Source organism: Kribbella sp. HUAS MG21 (assembly GCF_040254265.1).
GTDB lineage: Bacteria > Actinomycetota > Actinomycetes > Propionibacteriales > Kribbellaceae > Kribbella.
Genome location: NZ_CP158165.1, coordinates 4871996 through 4887280, shown reverse-complemented (window position 1 = coordinate 4887280; position 15285 = coordinate 4871996). Strand labels below are relative to the sequence as shown.

Annotated in this window: 15 protein-coding genes; 4 read left to right on the top strand and 11 right to left on the bottom strand. The window is 70.5% G+C overall.

The window, feature by feature from the left end; all coding sequences use genetic code 11:
* Positions 1 to 51: 51 nt before the first annotated feature.
* Positions 52 to 1080, bottom strand: coding sequence for an acyl-CoA desaturase (locus ABN611_RS23915; protein ID WP_350274461.1), 1029 nt, complete (start codon positions 1078 to 1080; stop codon positions 52 to 54).
* A 189-nt stretch (positions 1081 to 1269) separates the two neighbouring features.
* Between ABN611_RS23915 and ABN611_RS23910 the strand changes: the two genes are divergently transcribed.
* Together ABN611_RS23910 and ABN611_RS23905 are read left to right on the top strand one after the other, a co-directional pair.
* Positions 1270 to 2571 (top strand): sensor histidine kinase, encoded by a 1302-nt coding sequence (locus ABN611_RS23910; RefSeq protein ID WP_350274460.1) that lies wholly within the window; start codon positions 1270 to 1272, stop codon positions 2569 to 2571.
* Positions 2523 to 3170, top strand: coding sequence for a response regulator transcription factor (locus ABN611_RS23905; protein ID WP_350274459.1), 648 nt, complete (start codon positions 2523 to 2525; stop codon positions 3168 to 3170). The genes ABN611_RS23910 and ABN611_RS23905 overlap by 49 nt, the downstream gene beginning before the upstream one ends.
* Here the strand turns inward: ABN611_RS23905 and ABN611_RS23900 are convergent.
* Genes ABN611_RS23900 through ABN611_RS23885 form a run of 4 tightly spaced genes read right to left on the bottom strand, consistent with a single transcriptional unit; the run spans position 3148 to position 6401 of the window.
* Positions 3148 to 3891: an amino acid ABC transporter ATP-binding protein gene (locus ABN611_RS23900; RefSeq protein ID WP_350274458.1), complete on the bottom strand. Its 744-nt coding sequence runs from the start codon at positions 3889 to 3891 to the stop codon at positions 3148 to 3150. The two genes, ABN611_RS23905 and ABN611_RS23900, sit on opposite strands and share 23 nt — an antisense overlap.
* Entirely contained in the window at positions 3888 to 4739 is an 852-nt protein-coding gene (locus ABN611_RS23895; protein ID WP_350274457.1) for an amino acid ABC transporter permease, read from the bottom strand. Before ABN611_RS23895 ends, ABN611_RS23900 begins: the two co-directional genes overlap by 4 nt.
* Complete coding sequence (locus ABN611_RS23890; RefSeq protein WP_350274456.1) at positions 4736 to 5593, bottom strand: ABC transporter substrate-binding protein; 858 nt, start codon at positions 5591 to 5593, stop codon at positions 4736 to 4738. The genes ABN611_RS23895 and ABN611_RS23890 overlap by 4 nt, the downstream gene beginning before the upstream one ends.
* 10 nt (positions 5594 to 5603) lie before the next feature.
* Positions 5604 to 6401 (bottom strand): helix-turn-helix domain-containing protein, encoded by a 798-nt coding sequence (locus ABN611_RS23885; protein ID WP_350274455.1) that lies wholly within the window; start codon positions 6399 to 6401, stop codon positions 5604 to 5606.
* Positions 6402 to 6487: 86 nt separating this feature from the next.
* Between ABN611_RS23885 and ABN611_RS23880 the strand changes: the two genes are divergently transcribed.
* Positions 6488 to 7270 (top strand): phytanoyl-CoA dioxygenase family protein, encoded by a 783-nt coding sequence (locus ABN611_RS23880; RefSeq protein WP_350274454.1) that lies wholly within the window; start codon positions 6488 to 6490, stop codon positions 7268 to 7270.
* On the opposite strand, the gene ABN611_RS23875 is transcribed toward ABN611_RS23880, so the two are convergent.
* From ABN611_RS23875 to ABN611_RS23855, 5 genes are all read right to left on the bottom strand, one after another.
* Positions 7267 to 8412: a hypothetical protein gene (locus ABN611_RS23875; RefSeq protein WP_350274453.1), complete on the bottom strand. Its 1146-nt coding sequence runs from the start codon at positions 8410 to 8412 to the stop codon at positions 7267 to 7269. The two genes, ABN611_RS23880 and ABN611_RS23875, sit on opposite strands and share 4 nt — an antisense overlap.
* 37 nt (positions 8413 to 8449) lie before the next feature.
* On the bottom strand, positions 8450 to 9502 hold the full coding sequence (locus tag ABN611_RS23870) for a zeta toxin family protein (RefSeq protein ID WP_350274452.1): 1053 nt from the start codon (positions 9500 to 9502) through the stop codon (positions 8450 to 8452).
* Positions 9499 to 9804, bottom strand: coding sequence for a hypothetical protein (locus ABN611_RS23865; RefSeq protein ID WP_350274451.1), 306 nt, complete (start codon positions 9802 to 9804; stop codon positions 9499 to 9501). The genes ABN611_RS23870 and ABN611_RS23865 overlap by 4 nt, the downstream gene beginning before the upstream one ends.
* 19 nt (positions 9805 to 9823) lie before the next feature.
* Positions 9824 to 11602: a 3-hydroxybutyryl-CoA dehydrogenase gene (locus ABN611_RS23860; protein WP_350274450.1), complete on the bottom strand. Its 1779-nt coding sequence runs from the start codon at positions 11600 to 11602 to the stop codon at positions 9824 to 9826.
* Positions 11603 to 11686: 84 nt separating this feature from the next.
* Positions 11687 to 12568, bottom strand: a complete 882-nt coding sequence (locus tag ABN611_RS23855; protein ID WP_350274449.1) for a class I SAM-dependent methyltransferase — start codon at positions 12566 to 12568, stop codon at positions 11687 to 11689.
* A 78-nt stretch (positions 12569 to 12646) separates the two neighbouring features.
* Here ABN611_RS23855 and nucS point away from each other — a divergent pair, with 78 nt between their 5' ends.
* Entirely contained in the window at positions 12647 to 13306 is a 660-nt protein-coding gene (nucS, locus tag ABN611_RS23850) for an endonuclease NucS (protein ID WP_350274448.1), read from the top strand.
* A gap of 23 nt (positions 13307 to 13329) precedes the next feature.
* Here the strand turns inward: nucS and ABN611_RS23845 are convergent, their stop codons facing one another.
* Positions 13330 to 15195, bottom strand: coding sequence for a M4 family metallopeptidase (locus tag ABN611_RS23845; protein ID WP_350274447.1), 1866 nt, complete (start codon positions 15193 to 15195; stop codon positions 13330 to 13332).
* Positions 15196 to 15285: the final 90 nt, after the last annotated feature.

Below are 15285 nucleotides of genomic sequence, written 5' to 3'. Positions count from 1 at the left end.
CGGCCCCGAGAGCCCAGACCGTAACCGACCCGCGACCGAGCCGCCTAGTGGTTACTTCGCATTGCTCCGAAGTTCCTCGCCGACCGCGTGCATGTGCCGCAGGCCCATTCGGTACGACTCGATCAGACCCGTTGAAACGTAGGGCATTCCGATGCGTTCGCAGTACGCCCGCACGATCGGCTGGGCGAACCGGAGGTTGGCGCGCGGCATGCTCGGGAAGAGGTGGTGCTCGATCTGGTAGTTGAGGCCGCCCATCATCCAGTCGGTGACCAGGCCGCCGTTCACGTTCCGCGAGGTCAGCACCTGCTTCTCCAGGTGCCCCCAGTCGCTGTCGGCGTCGGGCATCTCCATGCCCTTGTGGTTCGGCGCGAACACGCTACCGAGGTGGAGTCCGAAGACCATGTGGTGGATCAGCGCGAAGACCAGCGCCTGCGCCGGCGACAGGATCAGGAACAACGCCGTGAAGTACAGCACCAGGTGCGCGGCCATCAGGCCCAGCTCGACCTTCTCGGTCCGGCGGCGGGCGAGCAGGAAGCGGATGCTCGACACCTTGAGGTTGAAGCCCTCCAGCGTGAGCAGCGGGAAGAAGATGCGCGCCTGGTTGCGGCTCAGCCAGCCCTCGAGGCCCTTGCGGCCGGCGGCCTGTTCGAGCGTCCACACCAGGACGCCCTCGCCGACGTCCGGGTCCTTGTCGGTGTGGTTCGGGTTGGCGTGGTGCCGGTTGTGCTTGTCGTTCCACCAGGCGTAGCTCATCCCGAGCAGCAGGTTGCCGTGCAGCCGCCCGATCCAGTCGTGCAGCTTGCGCGAACTGGCGATCTGCTGGTGGCCGGCGTCGTGGCCGAAGAACGCCGCGCGGGTGGTCAGGATGCCGAGCGGCAGGGCGAGCAGCAGGGTCCACCACGAGGCGCCGACCACGGCGATCCCCGCCCAGGTCAGGCCCGTCAGCGCCACGTTGATCCCGATCGCCATCGCGTACGCCGCCGTACGGCGCTCCAGGAGTCCGGCTGCCTTGATCTCGCGGAGCAGCGGGGAGAAGTCGGAACGGCGGGTAGCAGCGGGTGACACGATCGGCTGAGCCATCAGGTCCTCGTCTCGAGAGCGGTGGGAGGCCTAGGCGTACAGCCACGGCCAGCGTACGTCATCAAGCCTGTGTGCCCTAACGGCGGAAAACATGAGAGTTACTACCCGAATCCGCCGGGGAGGCAGCCCCAGGGGAAGAGTGGGGATAACCCCACCGCGCCCAGCCTCACGCTCGGTCATGATGGAGCCATGAGCACCGCTGCAGCCACCACCGAAGCGCCGCCGTTGCGCTATCCCAAGCTCGCGCAGCCGTGGATCGCGCTGTTCCTCGCGATCCTGGCCGAGCTGGGGATCGCTCTGTTCGTGCTGAGCGTGGTGTCCGTGCCGCTGATCGCGGTCTGGGTCGGGATCCCGATGCTGCTCGTGGTCGTGCCGGCCGCGCGCTGGTTCGCGAACTGCCACCGCACGATGCTGGCCGGGTTCCTCGGCGAGCGGATCCCGCGCCCGTACAAGAAGCCCCCGATGCCCGGCATGCTGATGCGGCTGCGGACGATCCTGACCGACCCGCAGACCTGGCGGGACATCGTCTGGCTGCTGGTGAACGCGGTGCTCGGCTTCACGCTGTCCCTGCTCAGCGCCGTGCTGTTCCTGGCCGGGCTCTTCTACCTCGTCTACCCGCTGCTGGTCGGCGTCACGCCGGAGGGCGTGTTCACCGAGCCGTTCGGCGGGCTGGTGACGGTGAACTTCTGGACCAGCTTCCTGGTGATGCCGGTCGCGCTGATCGCGTTCCTGATCTGGAACGCGGCCGGCGAGCGGCTGCTGAAGGCGAACGCGTTCGTGGCCCGCTCGCTGCTCGGCCCGACCGAGAGCGCGAAGCTGGCGATGCGGGTCCGCGAGCTGGCCGAGTCCCGCGCCGAGACCGTCGACACCCAGGCGGCCGAGCTGCGCAGGATCGAGCGCGACCTGCACGACGGCGCCCAGGCCCGGCTGGCCGCGCTGAGCATGAACCTCGGCATGGCCGAGGAGCTGGTGGCCCGCGACCCGGCCCAGGCCGCGGCGCTGCTCACCGAGGCCCGGCAGTCGGCGAGTACGGCGCTGTCCGAGCTCCGCGACCTGGTCCGCGGCATCCACCCGCCGGTGCTCGCCGACCGCGGGCTCGAGGGCGCGGTCAAGGCGCTCGCGCTGACCTGCCCGTTCAAGGTCGACGTCACCTTCGACGTCCCCGGCCGGCCGCCCGCGCCGGTCGAGTCGGCGGCGTACTTCGCGGTCGCCGAGTGCCTGGCGAACGCGGTCAAGTACTCGGCCGCGACGAACGCCTGGGTCCAGATCACCCACGAGGACGAGCGGCTGCACATGATCGTCGGCGACGACGGCGTGGGAGGCGCCACGGTCAAGCCCGGCGGCGGTCTGTACGGTATCGAGCGGCGGCTGGCCGCCTTCGACGGTACGTTGACCGTGGTGAGCCCGAGCGCCGGGCCGACCACCGTGATCATGGAGCTGCCTTGCGAGTCCTCATCGCTGAAGACCACGCCCTCCTCCGGGACGGCCTGATCCGCCTGCTGGAGGCGCACGACTTCGAGGTCGTGGAGGCGGTCGACAACGGGCCCCGGCTGGTGCCCGCGCTGGTCGAGCACCGGCCGGACGTCGCGGTCGTCGACGTCCGGCTGCCGCCGACGTTCACCGACGAGGGCCTGAAGGCCGCGATCGAGGCCCGGGAGAAGGTCCCGGGGCTCCCGATCCTGGTGCTCTCGCAGTACGTCGAGCAGCTCTACGCCCGCGAGCTGCTCACCGGCGGCGGGGGCGGCGTCGGGTACCTGCTCAAGGACCGGGTGTCGAACGTCGCCGAGTTCCTGGACGCGGTCCGCCGGGTCGCCGCCGGCGGTACGGCGATGGACCCGGACGTGATCGGTCAGCTGCTGGCCCGGAACACCCGCGACGAGCCGATCAGCCGGCTCACCCCGCGCGAGTCCGAGGTCCTCGGCCTGATGGCCGAAGGCCGCTCGAACGCCGCGATCGCGAGTGCCCTGTTCGTCACCGAGAAGGCCGTCAGCAAGCACACCAACAACATCTTCGCCAAGCTCGACCTGCCGCCGTCCGAGGACGACAACCGCCGGGTGATGGCGGTGCTCACCTACCTGTCGTCCCGCTGATCCGCCTCAGGAACTCCCGGGTGCGCGGCTGCTGCGGCGCGTCGAGCACCCGGTCCGGCGGGCCGACCTCGAGCGGGCGGCCGTGATGCAGGAAGCAGACCTGGTCGGCGACCTCGCGGGCGAACGCCATCTCGTGGGTGGACACCAGCATCGTCATGCCCTCGGCCTTGAGCTCGCGGAGCAGGTCGAGGACCTCGCCGACGAGCTCCGGGTCGAGCGCGGACGTGACTTCGTCGAGCAGCATCAGCTGCGGCGAGTTCACCATCGCGCGGGCGATCGCGGCGCGCTGCTGCTGACCACCTGACAGCTCGTCCGGCCGGGCGCCGGCCTTGTCGCCGAGCCCGACGCGCTCCAGCATCTCCAGCGCCCGGGCCCGCGCGGTGTCCCGCGGCACCCGGTGCACACGGATCGGGGCCAGCGTGATGTTGTCGAGCACGGTCAGGTGCGGGAACAGGTTGTACGACTGGAACACGATCCCGATCCCGGACCGCACCTTGTCGGCGTCGACCCGCGGGTCGGTGATGTCGGCACCGGCCAGCTCGATCACCCCGTCGTCGACGGTCTCCAGCAGGTTCACGCAGCGCAGCAGTGTCGACTTGCCGGAGCCCGACGCCCCGATCAGCACGACGCACTCCCCCGCCGCGACCTCCAGGTCGAAGCCGTCGAGGACGACGTTGTCGCCGTACGCCTTCCGCACACCTGTCAGCTTGAGCAGGCTCATACCGGTCCCCCTCCCCCGCCGTACCAGCCCTGTTTGCGGGCCACGTAGTCGGTCAGCCGCGTCAGCGGGATCGTCAGCGCGACGAACAGCAGCCCGGCGACGACGTACGGCGTGAAGTTGAAGTCCTCGGCCGTCTCCAGTTGCGCGGCCCGGATCGCGTCGATGACGCCGAGGACCGCGATCAGCCCGGAGTCCTTCTGCAGGCTGACGAAGTCGTTGAGCAGCGGCGGCAGCACCCGCCGTACGGCCTGTGGGAGGACCACGAAGCGCAGCGTCTGCCGGTAGGTGAGGCCGAGCGAGCGCGCGGCGGCCCGCTGCGACGGATGGACGGACTCGATCCCGGCGCGGAAGACTTCGGCGACGTACGACGAATAGGTCAGCACCAGCGCGGCGCCGCCCCAGATCACCGCCTGGTTGGGCAGCCCGCGCAGTTGCAGGGCCGGGACACCGAACCCGAGCAGGAAGATCACCAGCAGCAGGGGCAGCCCGCGGAACACGTCCGTGTAGGCCGCCGCGAACACCCGGAGCGGGAAGAAGATCGGTCCGCGCAGTGTCCGCATGATCGCCAGCGTCAGGCCGAACACGACGATCAGCACGGCGCAGACCAGCATCACCCGGATGTTCAACCAGAGGCCCTGGGCAACGACCGGCAGCGCCTCCCAGCCGCGCTGGGCGTCGAAGAACGTCTCCCGGACCCGCGGCCAGCCCGGTGTCGAACCGATGCCCACGACAACCAGCGCGAGCAGGACCACCGAGCTGACCAGCGCGATCAACGTCGAACGCCGCGCCTGCCTGCGCCGGTAGGCGATCCGCTCACGTTGTAGTTCGGACGGTTGCCAGGTGCTCACGAGAGTTCGGGAGCGCCTGACTGGGTCAGGTACTGCTTCTGCAGGTTCGCCAGGGTGCCGTCGGCCTTGAGCGCGTCGACCGCCTGGGAGACGCAGCCGGTCAGCTTCGAGTTCTTCTCGAGGACGAACCCGAACTGCTCGCCCTGCCCGCCGGCCGGCAACTGGCCGACGATCTTGCCGTTGTCGAGCTGCGCCGCGGTCATGTAGAACGCGGTCGGCAGGTCCACCACGATGCCGTCGATCTGCTTGTTCTTCAGCGCCTGCACGGCCAGGTCGTTGGTGTCGAACACCGCGGGCGTCTGCTTCGGCTTCACCTGGTCGCGCAGCGCGGTGTAGCTCGTCGTACCGACCTGGGCGCCGAGCTTCGCGTCCGCGAGCTCCGCGACGGACTTCGCGTTCGCGATCTTGCTGCCCGCGGTGGTGATCACGGTCTGGCGTACGTCGTAGTACCCCGAGGAGAAGTCGACGGCCTTGCGGCGGTCCTCGGAGATCGACACCTGGTTCACGTCCAGGTCGAACGCCTTCGGGCCGGGCGCGAACGCGGTGTTGAACTGCACCGTCTGCCACTTCACCTCGGCCTGCTCGAACCCGAGCTTCTTCGCCACCGCGTAGGTGACCGCCGACTCGTAGCCCTTGCCGTTGCTCGGGTCGTCGCCGCTGAACCACGGCTCGTACGCCGGCTTGTCGGTGCCGACCGTCAGCGTCCCGGCGGTCTTCACCGCCAGCTTGTCCTTCGCGCAGTCGTCCGCCCCGGACGGCGTCGCCGCCCCCGACGAGCTGTCCTCGGGCGCGCACGCCCCCAACCCCACGACCGCCAGCACGGCCAGGCCCGCCACCACAGCACGCGTTCTCATGCGCAGAACTCTAAGTCCTCTTGCGGTACGAAGTAGGGCTGTTTCCAGTGTGCAGACGGAAGCGGGTGGAGAAGTAGAGCGGGTCGGCGTACCCGACCTGGGCGGCAACCGAGGCGACCGAGCGGCTGGTGAGTTCGAGGAGCCGGGCGGCGGCGTCGAGGCGGCGACGCTCGACGAACTGCTGCGGGGTGACGCCGAGCTGCTCGCGGAACAGGTGCGCGAAGCGGGACACGCTCAGATTCACCGCGCGGGCGAGCCGCGGGACGTCGAGGTTCGCGGTCAGGTCCTGGTCGACGAGCTCGATCGCGCGCAGCAGGCGGTCGTCGATCTGCACGGCCTTCGGGTTCTGGGTGTCGCACCACAGCAGCGCGGCCTCCAGCGAGTTCACGCTGAGCTGCTCGGCCTGCGGGAGCACGCTGCGCTGATGCCGTACGGCGTCCCGCAGGTGGCCGGCGATCCGGTCGAAGGTCGGTCCGGCCGGGTGCAGCTGAACGGTGCCAGGAGCAACCTCCGGCCAGTCGAGCAGCGGCAGCCAGTCGGGTTTCGGGTGCAGGTGCGCGTAGAGGAAGTGCCAGCGGTCGCCGACCGTGGCGTAGTCGTGCAGGGTGCCGGGCCGGACCAGTGTGACGCTGCCGGGCGCGGCGGCGACCTGACCGAATCGTCCCTGGCCGTCGAGGGTCTGGACCAGCAACCAGTCGGTCGTCCCGCGCCGCCGGTACGTCGCGTACTCGGGCCCCTCGTCGAACTCCCCGGTCGCCAGCCGGCGCACCACCGGATGCGGCGACTCAGCAGGATATCGAAGGTTCACAGCTAGATAGGCTATCGCTGCTCGAAGGCCGGCCGCCGCATCCTGGGCGTATGACAACCACGGCTGCCACGCCTCCGGGAGGCCCCATGACCGTCGTAGACATCTACCAGCGGGACGGCATCGTCCAGGTCCCTCAGCTGCTCGAACCCGCCGAGGTCGAGCGGATCAGGACTGCCTTCATGAAGCAGGTGGCGGCCGACCTCTCGCTCGCCCACGACGACGGCGTACCCGACGACGACCCGCTGGCGAAGTACCCGCGGTTCGTGCATCCGCACCGGTGGACCGACACCGAGGCCGGGGCGATCGCGCTCGAACTCATGCTCGATCACCGGATCCTCGATGTCGTGCAGGCGCTGATCGGCCCGGCGCTCGGCGCCCAGTCGATGTTCTACTTCAAGCCGCCGGGCGCCCGCGGCCAGGCGCTGCACCAGGACAACACGTTCCTGCGGGCCGACCCGGAGACCTGTCTCGCGGCCTGGATCGCGATCGACGACGTGGACTCGGCCAACGGCGGCCTCCAGGTCGTCCCCGGCTCGCACCGCACCGAACTGCTCTGCCCGGAGCCGGCCGACCTGACCGAGTCGTTCAGCACCGGGCAGGTCGCCGTACCCAAGGGGATGAGCAAGGTGCAGACCACGATGAAGCCCGGCGACGTGCTGTTCTTCCACGGCAGCGTCGTGCACGGCTCCCGCCCGAACACCACCGAGGACCGCTTCCGGCGCTCGCTGATCTTCCACTACATCCCCGAGGACAGCGTCGAGATCGCCGCCTTCTACAACCCGCTGATCCGCCCCGACCGCCGCGAGACCGTCCTCGCCGAAGCCATCGGCGGCGGCCCCTGCGGCGACTACGCCCAGGCCGAGCCCTAAGCGGACCGAAGATACGTCCGCCGGGCCAGCGCGCACCCGGCGGCGATCGCCAGCAGCACCGCGCCGCCGGTCAGCAGCCGGCCGACCGAATGCGGCGGGTCGAACCCGGGCTCCGTGGCCGCGGCCGCCAGGCACGTGAACAACGTCAGGCCGAGGAGCCCGGTCGCAAGCGTCGTCATCCGGAGCAGCGCCGCACCCGCCGACCGGGCGAAGCGGCTGCCGGTCAGCCGCATACCGTGCCCCGGCGGTGGAGCGGCGTACCCCCAGTCGTCCAGCGCATGACGCGGTACGTCGATGCGCGCGAGCGTCGTGGCTCCTCGGGTGAGTGCGTCGGCCGTCAGCGGGTGGTCGGCGTACAGCACGAGCGCCGTACCGGCGACGACGAGGCTGACAGGGCGTGCGTCGAGGAGCGCCTGCATGGTCCGCGGGTGCAGGACGGCGGTCAGGTAGCGGGCGTCGTCGCCGATCACGTCGAAGCTGCGGTTGAACTCGGCACTCTCCAGCGTCAGGTCCGACCGGGCCAGCCCGCCCGGCCGGACCTCCAGCGCCGGAAGCCCGGCCGGGAGCGTCGCGACGAACACGCTCATCCGGCGCGGCCGGCACACGGGTCCGCGCCACTGCAGCCAGCGCACCTCGAACGCGATGCCGTCCGGCGTCTGGACGGCGTTCCGCACGGTCCAGGAGCGGCCGACCGGCAGCGGGAGCGCCGGCAGCCGGACCGCCGCCGGGTCGACGAGCGACCATCCGTTGCGCTGCGCAACTTCCTTGATCTCCCGCGTCGTTGCCCGCGGCCACAAGTACGCGAGCGCCGCGGACACCACGACCAGGATCGCCAGCAGCGGGAGTACGGCGATCAGCACCGCGGGCCCGGCGTCGTACGTCGACCACACCAGCCGCGCGAGCACCGCGCCGACGGCGAGCACCGCGATCCACCGGGCCACCGTGGCCGTCCCGGCGGAGAGCCCGATCAGCACCCACGACACCGGGATCACCAGCACCGCGACCAGGAACATCAACGACGACCACCCGGGCCAGTCGGCCCCGACCACGCCGGGCATCATGATCAGCCCGAGCCCGGTCGCCACCACCAGCAGCATGCCCGCCACCGACACGAAGTCGCGCCCGCCGAGGTTCCTCCGCATCTACCCGAGTCTGTCAGCCGACCCGGGTCAGCAGCACTCAGCGATCCAGGGCGTGTCCAGGCCCGGACCGCGCAGACCCCACGCCACGCGACCCACCCGACGACCCCGGCCCGCGCGACCCGATGGCGCTCGGGGCGGCGAGGCCGGCGGTGGTGATCCGGCGCAGGTCCTCGACCCGCGCCCCGAGTCGATCCCCAACCTCCCGTCCGCGAGGCTGCGCCGGGCCCCGCGCCTCGTGCTGTGCCATCGCGGTCCGGACCTCGTGGATGACCGGTGCCGCCAACTCGTCGCCGCGGTCCAGCAGCGGTACGGCGGTGGCGAGGAACTGCTCGTGTTCGGCGGGCGTCGGCGGACGGTTGCGCTCGGCAAGGATCGCGTGCTTGACCAGCCACGGTTCCGGCATCCGCCCGTCGCCGCCGCGGTGGTTCTCGTACAGGACGTAGCCGTCCCGGTCGACGACGTACAGGTCGTCGACGGCCGCCAGGGACTCGATCTCCTGGGCGGTGTCCGGCACCAGCCGGTAACCCAGGTCGCCGAGTTCGGGGCGCACCCACCGGCCGATGCCCGTGTCGTCGACCGCCTGCTGGTACCGGCTCGCCCGGCCGAGCCGGCAGTTGGCCTCGTGCGTCGTGACGTACACAAGTGCCACGCGATAGTCGACGGCGCGGAACCCGTCGGCCCAGTTCGTCGCCAGCGGGACCCGGTGGAGCGGGGCGCTGGCGATCACGTCGTACCGCGGCTCGCCGCGGCGGAGGCGTTCGAGGCAGCGCACCATCATGCCGCGCGGCAGGTGCTGCGCGATCTCGTCGCCGGCCCGCATCCCCCGGGACCGCATGATCGCGTCGTACCGGGGATGTGCCGTGATGTCGTCGTCGAAGTCGTACACCGCGACCGACGGGCCGAGCGACGCCTGCAGGAGCCACTGCGTGGTCGACTTGCCGGAGCCCGGCGGGCCGCCGATCAGCACCACCAGCGGGCGCTGCCCGGGCGACCGCACCGGCGGTTCCGCGGGTGTGATCTGAGCAAGCCGCCGGGCGAGCACCGACTGCGCCTCGTGCAGCGTCAGGTCGAGCCGGGTGCTCCCGATCATCGGTCGAGCTCGGCGCGCAACCGGGCCAGCAACTCCGGGTAGGTGCTGAGGACCGTACGGCGTTCCGCGGCCGGCATCGTGTCGATCCGGCGCAGCTCGGCGTCGTGGAACGCGAGCCGCTCGGCGAACTCGGCCCGGCGATCCGGATCGGTCGCCTGACCGACCAGCGAGTTGTAGCACGCGGCCACGCTCTGGACGAGATTGCGAACCCGCTCACGTTCCAGGCGCTCCGCAGCACTCAACGGCTCGACGGGTTGACCGCCGAGAGCCTCCGTGAGGTGCTTCCCGTCGCCCTGGGCCACGCGGTGATGCTACAGCGACTCAGCTGGTGTAGTCGCGGAAACCGCGGCCGGTCTTGCGGCCGAGGTAGCCCGCGGTCACCAGGTGCTCCAGCAGCGGCGCCGGGGCGAAGCCGGGCTCGCGGAACTCCAGATACAGGGTGCGCTGGATGGCCAGCGAGACGTCCAGGCCCACCACGTCGAGGAGCTCGAACGGGCCCATCGGGAGGCGGCAGCCGAGCTTCATCGCGGCGTCGATGTCGTCGACCCCGGAGTAGTGCGCCTCGAGCATCCGGACCGCGTCGTTCAGGTACGGGAACAGCAGCGCGTTCACGATGAAGCCGGCCCGGTCGCCGCACCGCACCGGGTGCTTGCCGGCGGCAACAGCCACCGCGGCCACCGTGTCCGCGACCTCGGCGGAGGTGCTGACCGTGCTGACGACCTCGACCAGCTGCATCACCGGCGCCGGGTTGAAGAAGTGCAGCCCGACCACGTCGGCCGGCCGCTTGGTCGCCATCGCCAGGTCGATCACCGGCAGCGACGAGGTCGTGGTCGCCAGGATCGCGCCCGGCTTGCAGATCTCGTCGAACGTCTCGAACAGCGCCTGCTTGACGCTCAGCTCCTCGACCACGGCCTCGATCACCAGGTCGACACCGGCCAGGTCGTCGAGCTTCGCCGTACCGGTCACCCGGCGCAGCGCCGCGTCCCGCTCCTCGGACGACAGCTTGCCGCGCTGGACGCCCTTCTCCAGCGAGCGCTCCAGCACACTGCGGACCCGGTCGACCTTCTCGGTGCCGCGGGCGACGTACAGGACGTCGTACCCGGCCTTCGCGAGCACCTCGACGATGCCGACCGCCATCGTCCCGGAGCCGACCACGCCGACCTGCTTGACCGGGCGGACGGCGACCTCGTCACCGTTCCGCACCGGGGTGTGCTCGTCGTCGACGACGACCGGCGAGTCCGGCGCCTCGTAGGTGTAGAAGCCGCGCCCGGTCTTCCGGCCGAGCAGCCCGGCGGTGACCATCTGCTTGAGGATCGGCGCCGGCGCGTGCAGCCGGTTGCGGCCCTGCTTGTACATCGTGTCGAGGATCTCGTACGCCGTGTCGAGGCCGATCAGGTCGAGCAGCGCGAGCGGGCCCATCGGGTAGCCGCAGCCGAGCCGCATCGCGGCGTCGACGTCCTCACGGGTCGCGTACTTCGACTCGACCATGGAGACCGCGTGATTCAGGTAACCGAACAGCAGCGCGTTGGCGATGAACCCGGCCCGGTCGGCCGCGACCACCGGGACCTTGTCGAGGCGGCGGGCCAGCGCCTGCACGTCCTCGACCACGTCCGGCTCGGTGACCACGGTCTTGATCACCTCGACGAACTCCTGCACGGGTGCGGGGTTGAAGAAGTGCATGCCGACGACCCGGCGCGGGCGCTGGGTGGCGACCGAGATCTCGGTGACCGACAGCGAGGAGGTGTTGGTGGCCAGGATCGCGTCCTCGCGGACGATCTTGTCCAGCGCGCCGAAGATCTCGCGCTTCAGCTCGAGCCGCTCGACGACGGCCTCGATGACCAGGTCGCAGTCGGCGAGCGCCTCCAGCGAAGTGGCGAACGTGACCCGGTCGAACAATGCCTGCTGGTCCTCGACCGACAGCTTGCCGCGCTTCACGGCGCGGTCGGTCGAGTGCTGGATGTGGCCGCGGCCGCGCTCGGCGGCGTCCTCGTCCCGCTCGACGCCGACCACCCGCAGGCCGTTGCGCGCGAACACCTCGGCGATCCCGGCGCCCATCGTGCCGAGACCCACCACACCGACCGTCGTCAATTCCCGAGCCATGCTCTGCACTATGCCAGTCCGGGTACTGGTCCGCCCATGAGTTGCGTCACCGGCGAGGCCAACCTCACACGCCTCCCGCGCGGATCACGAGCGCAGCGCCAGGATCTGGAGCCAGGTGCCGATCCGGGAGTCGGTGCGTTCCAGGCGTTCGACGGACCAGCCGGTCGCGGTCAGCAGATCACGGAGCGGTTCTTCCTGCCAGAGGACGAAGTGCCGTGGCAGGTCGAGGTGCCGGTTCGACCACTCCTCGCCCTTGCCCTCGCGGGTGGCGAACGCCAGCAGCGGCGCCGTCCGCGCGGCCTTCCGCAGTACGCCGTCCAGTTGCGCGCGGTCGAAGTGCAGGAACACGGCACTGGCGTACACGGCGTCGTACCGGCCGCCGAAGTCGTCGGTGATCGCGTTCAGGCGGTCGGCGGCGTGCCCGTCGGCCCGCATCATCTCGACGAACGCCTGGGCGGCGTCGGTACGGCGGACGACGTACCCGCGGTTCTCCAGCTCGAGCGCGTCCTTGCCGGTGCCGCTGCCGAGTTCCAGCACCCGGCCGCCCGGTTCGAGGCGTTCGGCGAGCAGGTCGACGAGCGCGTGGTTCGGTTCCTTCGGGATCGAGTCGCGGAACTTGCCCGCTGCCTGCTCGTACGACGCGAGCGTGACCTCGTTGTCCGACGCGACCCGGGTCCAGCCGTCACCGGTGTGCTCGACGACGGCCGGCAACCGGAGCCCGAGGTCCAGCCCGAGGACCACCACCGCCTCGCCCCGGTGCAGGTCCGCGATCGCCTGCAGCTCGGCCTCCGGCCGCTGCGTCAACTCCGGTACGACGGTCAACCGCACGCCCAGCCGCTCCGCCAGCCGCGCTCCCGCCGCCGCCTCGAACGGCCCGGCGTACACCTGGGCAACCCGCTCCGCGACCGCCGCCTCCTGGACATCCCCCGGCAGCAGCACGATCCGCGCCGGACACATGAGATTCATCGCGCCTCGTCGCTCACCCTCGGCATCATGTTCACCACCTTCCCACTCCCGGGGGCGGGTGCACTACGGTGCTTTGTCGTGCGCTTGGTGATTGCTACGTGTTCTGTGGACTACTCGGGGCGGCTGACGGCTCATCTGCCGATGGCGCCGCGGCTGCTGATGGTGAAGGCGGACGGGTCGGTGCTGATCCACGCCGACGGCGGGTCGTACAAGCCGCTGAACTGGATGTCGCCGCCGTGCAAGCTCACCGAGGAGGAAGGTGTCTGGAGCGTCACCAACAAGGCCGGTGAGGAGCTCCGGATCACCATCGAGGAGGTGCACAGCGACACGTCGTACGAGCTCGGGACCGACCCCGGGCTGATCAAGGACGGTGTCGAGGCGCACCTGCAGGAGCTGCTCGCGGAGCACGTGCACACGTTCGGCGACGGCTGGACGCTGGTACGGCGGGAGTACCCGACGGCGATCGGCCCGGTCGACCTGCTGCTCCGCGACTCCGACGGCCGGCACGTCGCGGTCGAGATCAAGCGCCGCGGCGAGATCGACGGCGTCGAGCAGCTGACCAGGTACGTCGAACTGCTCAACCGCGACCCCTTGCTCGCACCGGTCCGCGGCATCTTCGCGGCGCAGCTGATCAAGCCGCAGGCCCAGTTCCTGGCCACCGACCGCGGCCTGGAGTGCCTGACCGTCGACTACGACGCGCTGCGCGGCATGGAGTCGGACGTCCTCAGGCTGTTCTGAGGACGTCCGGCTCCGTCAGATCCTCAGCAGGCGACCACCGCGTCCACGATGAAGCCCTGCGCGGTGACGGCCGGGTCGGTGAGCAGGCGGACCGACCCGGTGGACGTCGGGATACACGGTGACGTGAGGCCGTTGCGGTCGAGCCCGGTGTAGCGCGCGAGCTCGTTGCCGTTGCCGTCGTACACGATCACGTAGTCGAAGTCCTTCTCCGTGTCGAGCAGGCTGAAGTGGAACGCGAACCCGGCGGCGCCGTTGTCGTACGTCCACGTGCAGTCGCCGTTGTTGCCGTACGGGTGCGGCGACTCGAACGGGATCTCGGCGTCGGGGTCACCCACGCACGGCGGCGGAGGCGGCGTGGCCGGCGTACATCCGGCGTGCACCCCCACGGCGGCCCACGCGGCGGAACCGGCGGCGCCGCCGACGGCCGCGGTGGCGTTGCGCGCGTCGCAGAAGTTCGCGAACTCCGGCAGGCTGGTGAACGCCTGGTAGAACACCGACCGCGCGGTGTTCAGGCCCATCGCCGGCACCGTCACGTCGCAGTCGGCCGTGTGCTTGTGCCCGCTCAGGCTGCCCGCACACCCCGCGTTCTTGCCGCCGTTGACCGCCAGGTAGTAGGCGTGGTTCGGGATGCCGCTGTTCGAGTGCACGCCGCCGTTGTCGGCCTCGGTGACGATGAACTCGCTGTAGTGGTCCGGGTCCGCGTCCTCCTGCGGGTCGGCCATGTTCCGGAACCCGGGCCGGATGTCCGGCGAGAGGATGACGTCCTCACCGATCAGCCAGTCCGGCGAGCCGGCCGGGTCGAGCCCCTTCGCCGCCGCGTAGAACTCGATCGTGTTGCCCATCATGTCGCTGAAGGCCTCGTTCAGCGCCCCGGATTCGTCCTCGTAGATCAGGTTCGAGGTGAACTCGGTGACGCCGTGGGTGAGCTCGTGCCCGACCACGTCGAGACCGCCGGACAACGGCAGGCAGGTCTTGTTGTCGCCGTCGCCGTACGTCATCTGCTCGCCGTTCCAGAACGCGTTGCAGTACCGGTTGGCGAAGTGCACCGTCGACACGATCGTCATGCCCTGGTCGTCGATGCTGTTACGCCCGAAGACCTCACCGAAGAAGTCGTCGGTGACGCCCGCGTAGTAGTGCGCGTCCACGCCGGGCGCCTGGCTCGGCGTCCGGAGCGTCGGCAGGTTGAAGTTCCAGTGGTCGTCGGCGTCGGTCATGATCGTGCCGGGCAGCACCGCCTTGTTCTGCGCGTCGTACGTCTCCTGCCGGCGGTCCTGCGAGCGCAGGTAGTACGTGCCGCCGATCCGGAGCGTGTCGAGCTGCTTGGTGTCGCCCTTCACGCCGACCCCGTCGCCGTGCGCCACGGCGTCGTACTGCTTCTTGACCGCGCCGGTGCCGGCGTCGACCCACTGCACCCAGCGCTGGTCGGCCCGCTGGCTCTTGACCTCGTGGAACAGCCGGCCGTCGCGCGGGTCGATCCGCAGCGCGGACGACCACTTGCCGGCGCTGCCGACCCGCTTGGCCGCGATGCCGCGGGCGCTCGCGGCGGACACCGTGGTGGCGTTCTTGGCCTTGAGGCCCGGGAAGTAGGCACCGATCACGGCGTCGGTACGGCCGGCCTTGTCCTTCAGGACGGTCAGCTGGCCGCCGAGCACCGAGGCGTTGCCGACCATCTGCTGGTAGCGCGTCTGGGTTCCGCCGCCGGCGCGCCGGGCGGACCACAGCTCGACCATTCCGGGCGGTACGACGAAGGCGCGCGCATCGGCTCCGGACAGGGCGATCGAGCCGCCGCGGAGCTGTGGTGTGGCCACCTGCCGGGCAGTCGCGGTGGAACCGCCGGCGATGACGAGTGCGAGGGCCGCGATCGCGGCCAGGACACGGGTTCGGGGCATGACTATGACCTCCCGAGGCGGATCGGACGTCGGCGGAACGGCCGACCCCAGCCCCGAGAGCCGCCCCGCACAGAGACATTCGTACGCCCG

Coding starts and splice junctions, on each gene's coding strand:
- ABN611_RS23915 (WP_350274461.1), bottom strand. CDS start 1,080: ATGGCTCAGCCGATCGTGTCACCCGCTGCTACCCGCCGTTCCGACTTC.
- ABN611_RS23910 (WP_350274460.1), top strand. CDS start 1,270: ATGAGCACCGCTGCAGCCACCACCGAAGCGCCGCCGTTGCGCTATCCC.
- ABN611_RS23900 (WP_350274458.1), bottom strand. CDS start 3,891: ATGAGCCTGCTCAAGCTGACAGGTGTGCGGAAGGCGTACGGCGACAAC.
- ABN611_RS23890 (WP_350274456.1), bottom strand. CDS start 5,593: ATGAGAACGCGTGCTGTGGTGGCGGGCCTGGCCGTGCTGGCGGTCGTG.
- ABN611_RS23880 (WP_350274454.1), top strand. CDS start 6,488: ATGACCGTCGTAGACATCTACCAGCGGGACGGCATCGTCCAGGTCCCT.
- ABN611_RS23875 (WP_350274453.1), bottom strand. CDS start 8,412: ATGCGGAGGAACCTCGGCGGGCGCGACTTCGTGTCGGTGGCGGGCATG.
- ABN611_RS23870 (WP_350274452.1), bottom strand. CDS start 9,502: ATGATCGGGAGCACCCGGCTCGACCTGACGCTGCACGAGGCGCAGTCG.
- ABN611_RS23860 (WP_350274450.1), bottom strand. CDS start 11,602: ATGGCTCGGGAATTGACGACGGTCGGTGTGGTGGGTCTCGGCACGATG.
- ABN611_RS23855 (WP_350274449.1), bottom strand. CDS start 12,568: ATGAATCTCATGTGTCCGGCGCGGATCGTGCTGCTGCCGGGGGATGTC.
- ABN611_RS23845 (WP_350274447.1), bottom strand. CDS start 15,195: ATGCCCCGAACCCGTGTCCTGGCCGCGATCGCGGCCCTCGCACTCGTC.